At 61.0% G+C, this 5,860-nt stretch carries 6 protein-coding genes, 1 tRNA gene and 1 pseudogene; 5 read left to right on the top strand and 3 right to left on the bottom strand.

The features are described 5' to 3' along the window. The 4 genes from EN893_RS15435 to EN893_RS15420 form a co-directional block, all read left to right on the top strand. Positions 1-131 (top strand): DUF2160 family membrane protein (locus EN893_RS15435; protein ID WP_245490840.1); only part of this gene is annotated, 131 nt, incomplete at its 5' end. Between the two features lie 79 nt (positions 132-210). Then, positions 211-1,935 (top strand): ABC transporter substrate-binding protein, encoded by a 1,725-nt coding sequence (locus EN893_RS15430; protein ID WP_027036699.1) that lies wholly within the window; start codon positions 211-213, stop codon positions 1,933-1,935. A 97-nt stretch (positions 1,936-2,032) separates the two neighbouring features. After that, positions 2,033-3,526, top strand: coding sequence for a glycerol kinase GlpK (gene glpK, locus EN893_RS15425; protein WP_127269598.1), 1,494 nt, complete (start codon positions 2,033-2,035; stop codon positions 3,524-3,526). Between the two features lie 26 nt (positions 3,527-3,552). Further along, entirely contained in the window at positions 3,553-4,026 is a 474-nt protein-coding gene (locus EN893_RS15420) for a DUF6882 domain-containing protein (protein ID WP_127269599.1), read from the top strand. An 88-nt stretch (positions 4,027-4,114) separates the two neighbouring features. Here EN893_RS15420 and EN893_RS15415 read toward each other — a convergent pair whose 3' ends face one another. Further along, positions 4,115-4,600, bottom strand: coding sequence for a BA14K family protein (locus EN893_RS15415; RefSeq protein ID WP_127272309.1), 486 nt, complete (start codon positions 4,598-4,600; stop codon positions 4,115-4,117). Between the two features lie 259 nt (positions 4,601-4,859). Between EN893_RS15415 and EN893_RS15410 the strand changes: the two genes are divergently transcribed. Continuing rightward, positions 4,860-4,935 (top strand) — tRNA-Lys (locus tag EN893_RS15410). A 64-nt stretch (positions 4,936-4,999) separates the two neighbouring features. On the opposite strand, the gene EN893_RS15405 is transcribed toward EN893_RS15410, so the two are convergent. After that, the gene (locus EN893_RS15405) at positions 5,000-5,470 is read right to left on the bottom strand and encodes a nucleoside deaminase (protein WP_127273218.1); all 471 of its coding nucleotides are present in this window, start codon (positions 5,468-5,470) and stop codon (positions 5,000-5,002) included. A 251-nt stretch (positions 5,471-5,721) separates the two neighbouring features. After that, positions 5,722-5,860 (bottom strand): annotated as a pseudogene (locus EN893_RS15400) (DNA-protecting protein DprA); the annotation flags it as partial.

The raw sequence follows: 5,860 nt of genomic DNA, 5'->3' as shown, positions 1-5,860 counted from the left end.
ACCGCCTCTTCGTTTCGCTGCTCGGCAGCGCCTTTATCCATCTCGCTTGGCTGGGTCTTGTCGGACCCAACCTGTGGTGGGCTCTCGCTCTCTCCGTAGTCTACGCCGTCGGCGTGTTCCGCTACGTATAGAGGGGGAAACTGTTGGAGCGACCGCGTGCCGACGACCGCTCCAGATCGCACTTGAAACTTGAAAAGTGGAGGAAACGAAATGCGAAGGCAATTTTTAACATCAACGACTGCGCTTGTCCTGCTCTGGGGAGCAGGCCAGGCCTATGCCGGAATGGACGAAGCCAAGACCTTCCTCGATACCGAAATCAAGGACTTGTCGACGCTCGATCGCGCCGGCCAGGAAGCCGAGCTGCAATGGTTCATCGATGCGGCGAAGCCTTTCGCCGGCATGGACATCAAGGTGGTCTCCGAGACCATCGATACGCATAGCTATGAGTCCAAGGTTCTGGCGCCCGCTTTCACCGCGATCACCGGCATCAAGATCACCCACGACCTGATCGGCGAAGGCGATGTCGTCGAAAAGCTGCAGACGCAGATGCAGTCGGGCGAGAATATCTATGACGCCTACGTCAACGACTCCGACCTGATCGGCACGCACTGGCGCTACCAGCAGGCGCGCAGCCTGACCAAGTGGATGGCGAATGAGGGCAAGGACGTCACCAACCCCAACCTCGACCTCGCCGACTTCATCGGCACCAAGTTCACGACCGCTCCGGACGGCGACCTCTACCAGCTGCCCGACCAGCAGTTCGCGAATCTCTACTGGTTCCGCTACGACTGGTTCAACGACGAGAAGAACAAGGCCGATTTCAAGGCCAAGTACGGCTACGACCTCGGCGTTCCGGTCAACTGGTCGGCCTATGAGGACATCGCCGAGTTCTTCACCGGCCGCGAGATCGACGGCAAGAAGGTCTATGGCCACATGGACTACGGCAAGAAGGACCCGTCGCTCGGCTGGCGGTTCACCGATGCCTGGCTGTCCATGGCCGGCAATGGCGACAAGGGCCTGCCGAACGGTCTTCCGGTCGACGAATGGGGCATCAAGGTCAACGAGAAGTCGCAGCCTGTCGGCTCGTGCGTCGCGCGCGGCGGCGACACCAATGGCCCGGCTTCCGTGTATTCGATCCAGAAGTACCTGGATTGGCTGAAGGCCTATGCGCCGCCGGAAGCCCAGGGCATGACGTTCGGCGAATCCGGCCCCGTCCCGTCGCAAGGCACGGTCGCGCAGCAGATGTTCACTTACACCGCCTTCACCGCCTCCTTCGTCAAGGACGGGCTGCCGGTCGTGAACGCGGACGGCACGCCGAAATGGCGCTTTGCTCCGTCGCCGCACGGCGTCTACTGGAAGGACGGCATGAAGCTCGGCTATCAGGACGTGGGTTCATGGACGCTTCTCAAGTCCACGCCTGATGATCGCGCCAAGGCCGCCTGGCTCTATGCGCAGTTCGTGGTGTCGAAGACGGTCGACGTGAAGAAGAGCCATGTCGGCCTGACGCTCATCCGCGAGTCGACGATCCAGGACAAGAGCTTCACGGAACGCGCTCCGAAGCTCGGCGGCCTGATCGAGTTCTACCGCTCGCCGGCCCGTGTTCAGTGGTCGCCGACCGGAACGAACGTTCCGGACTATCCGAAGCTGGCACAGCTCTGGTGGCAGGCGATCGGCGATGCGTCGTCGGGCGCCAAGACGGCGCAGGAGGCGATGGACTCGCTTTGCTCTGAGCAGGAAAAGGTCATGGAACGCCTGGAAAAGGCTGGCATCCAGGGCGACATCGGTCCGAAGATGGCCGAAGAGCATGACCTCGCCTACTGGAACGCCGACGCGGTCAAGAAGGGCAATCTCGCTCCTCAGCTGAAGATCGAGAACGAGAAGGAAAAGCCGATCACCATCAATTACGACGAACTGGTGAAGAGCTGGCAAAAGTAAGATTGTTCTAAGCGGGCGTCTGCGCCCGTGTGACATTGGGGGAGGCGGCATCTTGCCGTCTCCCCTGTTTGTGTAAAAGACTAAGCGGGGAGGCATAATGACCGGATATATCCTTGCCATCGACCAGGGCACGACTTCGACCCGGGCGATCCTGTTCGACGGCGAGATGAAGGTCGCCGGCAGTGGGCAAAACGAATTCGCCCAGCACTATCCGGCCTCCGGCTGGGTCGAGCACGATCCGGAAGATATCTGGGCGAGTGTGGTGTCGACCGTGAAGGCGGCGCTGAAGAAGGCCGGCCGGAATGCTTCCGACGTGGCGGCGCTCGGTATCACCAATCAGCGCGAAACAGTCGTCATCTGGGATAAGGCGACCGGCAAGCCGATCCACAATGCCATTGTCTGGCAGGACCGGCGCACCGCGCCGCTGTGCCAGAAACTCAAGAAGCAGGGCTTGGAGAAAAAGTTCACCCGCAAGACCGGCCTGCTGCTCGATCCCTATTTTTCCGGCACCAAGATCGCCTGGATGCTGGACAAGGTGAAAGGCGCGAGAAAACGCGCCGAGAAGGGCGAATTGCTCGCCGGCACCATCGACAGCTTTTTGATCTGGCGGCTGACCGGCGGCAAGGTCCACGCCACGGACGCCACCAACGCCTCGCGCACGCTGGTCTACAATATCGCTGAGAATGCCTGGGACGACGAGCTGCTGTCGATCCTCAACATCCCAATAGAAATACTTCCCGAGGTGAAAGACTGCGCCGATGACTATGGAATCACGGAGAAAAATCTCTTTGGCGCCGAGATAAGAATCCTCGGTGTCGCCGGCGACCAGCATGCGGCAACCATCGGCCAGGCCTGTTTCGAGCCGGGCATGATGAAATCCACCTACGGCACCGGCTGCTTTGCCCTGCTCAACACCGGGAGCGATCTTGTGCGTTCGAAGAACCGGCTCTTGACCACCATTGCCTACAGGCTGAACGGCAAGACGACCTACGCGCTGGAAGGCTCGATCTTTATTGCCGGTGCTGCGGTGCAATGGCTGCGCGATGGCATCAAGGTGATCGGCAAGGCCGAGCAGAGCGGCAAATTGGCTGATGAAGCCGATCCGACCCAAAACGTCTACCTGGTGCCGGCCTTCGTCGGGCTCGGCGCGCCGCATTGGGACGCCGAGGCACGCGGCGCCATTTTCGGACTGACGCGCAATTCTGGCCCGGCCGAGTTTGCCCGTGCCGCGCTCGAATCCGTTGCCTACCAGACGCGCGACCTGCTCGACGCCATGCGCAAGGACTGGAAGGGGGCTTCGGCCAAGACCGTGCTGCGGGTCGATGGCGGCATGGTGGCGTCGGACTGGACCATGCAGCGTCTGGCCGACATCCTCGATGCACCGGTCGACCGCCCGACCATTCTGGAGACGACGGCGTTGGGGGCGGCCTGGCTGGCCGGCTCGAAGGCGGGCGTGTGGCCGGATGCTAAGAAGTTTGCGAAAAGCTGGGCGCTGGAGCGGCGCTTCCAGCCGGACATGGATAGCTCCATACGCTCAGCCAAACTCGCGGGTTGGCGCGATGCTGTGCGACGGACGCTGAGTGTGCCATAACCGATTGTCTAATGGGGCGAGGGGAAATGAAGCCAGATTGGTATCCTGCTTGGCGCGACGAGGCTATCGAACAACTAAATGCCAAGAATGACCGCTTGGAGAGAGACTTCCAGCTCGGCCACTCGTCTCGCTACGACTATGACATCGAGACCAGAAGGCTTTTGTTTTCCAAGGGCGGAGAAATCAAAGTCACCGCAGAGGTCCAGATTGCCGGGTCCACGAGCGCTAAGTCGCAGAGTTGGCTCTGGGCCTGGGCAAATTCAAATTGGCCCGATGACGTTATGATCGACGCAAAGCGGGTTCGATCCTTCGGCGAGACAAATAGCATCGACGAACTGACCCAGTCTTACGTGACGGATGTCGATGACGACCTGGAAGTGCTTGGTTGGGAACTGAGCGCCGCGGCGGTTCGAATTTGCGACGCCCTTGGAGCATATCGCTCACCTTCGGAAGGCGATGCACGTTTTTACATCATCAAGGCCATCAGTTGGGCTGGCTGATGCCGGCTCCCATGCTTACTGAAAAGAGAAGACCCGCGACAGATTCTGGCACGGGTCTACTCGTCAGCTATTGGCACTCATTCACGAATCAGTAAGGCGAACGGCACTCCTTGCGAGGGCCGTAATTCGGCTGGAACGTGTTGTCCGAAGCACGGTAGCTGCGATAGCGGTCGTAGCACCACTGGACGTGGGCGTTGCCTCCGTAGACGCGGTTGTTCTCGTTGTTGATGATGGCACCGGTGATCAGCGCGCCAGTCGCGAACGCCGCGAGCGGGAACCAATAATCGCCGTGACGACGGTAGCCGGGGCGATATTCGCGATAGCCGCGATGGCCGTTCCAATACGCGCCGCGATTGCGGGAAAAATTGCGGTCACGCGAAAAACTGCGGTCACGCGAAAAATTGCGATTGTAGCGGTCCTTGCGCCACTCCCGGTACTGGACTGTCTGCACATCCGGCACCGCGACCTGGGATTGCGGCACATAGTTCGATTGGGCGTTAACCGACACGGCCTCCGCCGCAACGAATGTGGCGGAGAGAGTGGCCGCCAGAAGGCTCGTTGTGATTCTGTTCATTGGTTTTCTCCTCGATGGTTTTGGCGGACGTCCCTGTGCCGGGAAAACGAGCGGCGCATACAATTGTTCCCCAGACTGGATGCCGCTGTCGGGCAGAAATGCCAGTGTTCCCTTGGCTGTTCTCCCACCGGTGGCGCGGCTGGCAAGTGTCGCGACAGGCCGAAGCCACCCGTGTTTGCGAGCTCTCTTTTTCCGGTTGACCGGTCGAGGCACTCTCCCTATGTTCCGCGCAATTTCGAGGGCCGCCTTTCGCCCGCGGGAGCGCGTAGCTCAGCCGGTAGAGCAACTGACTTTTAATCAGTAGGTCATGGGTTCGAATCCCATCGCGCTCACCAAATCCACCCGATGAACTGTCACCCATCTCTCGGGAAGGGCACACCATAACGGGCGGGGAAGCCGTCAACGCTTCCAGAAATCGCGGTGCGGTGCGAGCAATTCGTCGGCGATTTCGGGGAAGGGGCCAAAGACCTCGATCTTTTTCTGGCCGGAGCCGAGGACGGTGCGCGAAGAGAGGCTCATCGTCGGATTCTCAGCGTGATCCCCGGTGAGCGCCAGCAGCTCGGTCTCCTCGATCCCGTAAACCAGCCGCCCGATATTGGCCCAATACATCGTGCCGGCGCACATGGCGCACGGCTCGAAGGTTGAGACCAGCGTGCATTGCCACAGGAACTCCGGCTCGTAGGCCGCCGCCGCGCGCCGGGCGAGCTCCGTCTCGGCATGGCGCACCGTGTCGAGATTGCCCTGCCGCATCAGCACGCGATCGTCCGGCCCGACCAGCACGCAACCGAAGGGATGGTGCCCATGCGCCGCCGTGTCGCGCGCGACGGCATCGGCGGACCGCAGGTGGGCGAGCATCTGATCGCGGGTCATGGCAAGATCCTGTCATGCCGACATCCACCGATGAGCGGCTGAGCGAGATTGGTGCCAACGGACGCGAGTGGCAAGAGCCAACTTTTGCTTGAGACCTTTGCCTCGGGATATCAGACCTTTGCCCTGCAATCGCCGGCCGGTCTTGGCGTCGAACAGATGAGCACAGGCGCGGCAAAGCGGAAAGCCGGCTGAAAAGGCCATCCTCGCCGAGCTTCTCGAAGGAGTTCGGCGGCGCGAAAATGCGAACAGCGTCAGACGGAAGGCTCCCCGAACACCAGCGAAACATTCCCTCCGGCATGGCGCTCGAGGCGGCCGGCGAGGTCGAGTTCCAGCAGCACCATGAACACCTGGGCCGGGTGCAGGCGGGTGTGGCGGGTGATCTCGTCGAAC

It is taken from the genome of Mesorhizobium sp. M7A.F.Ca.CA.004.04.2.1 (assembly GCF_004022825.1).
Lineage (GTDB): Bacteria > Pseudomonadota > Alphaproteobacteria > Rhizobiales > Rhizobiaceae > Mesorhizobium.
Note: the sequence above shows the minus strand (reverse complement) of the source record. Positions and strands in the feature narration are given on the sequence as shown.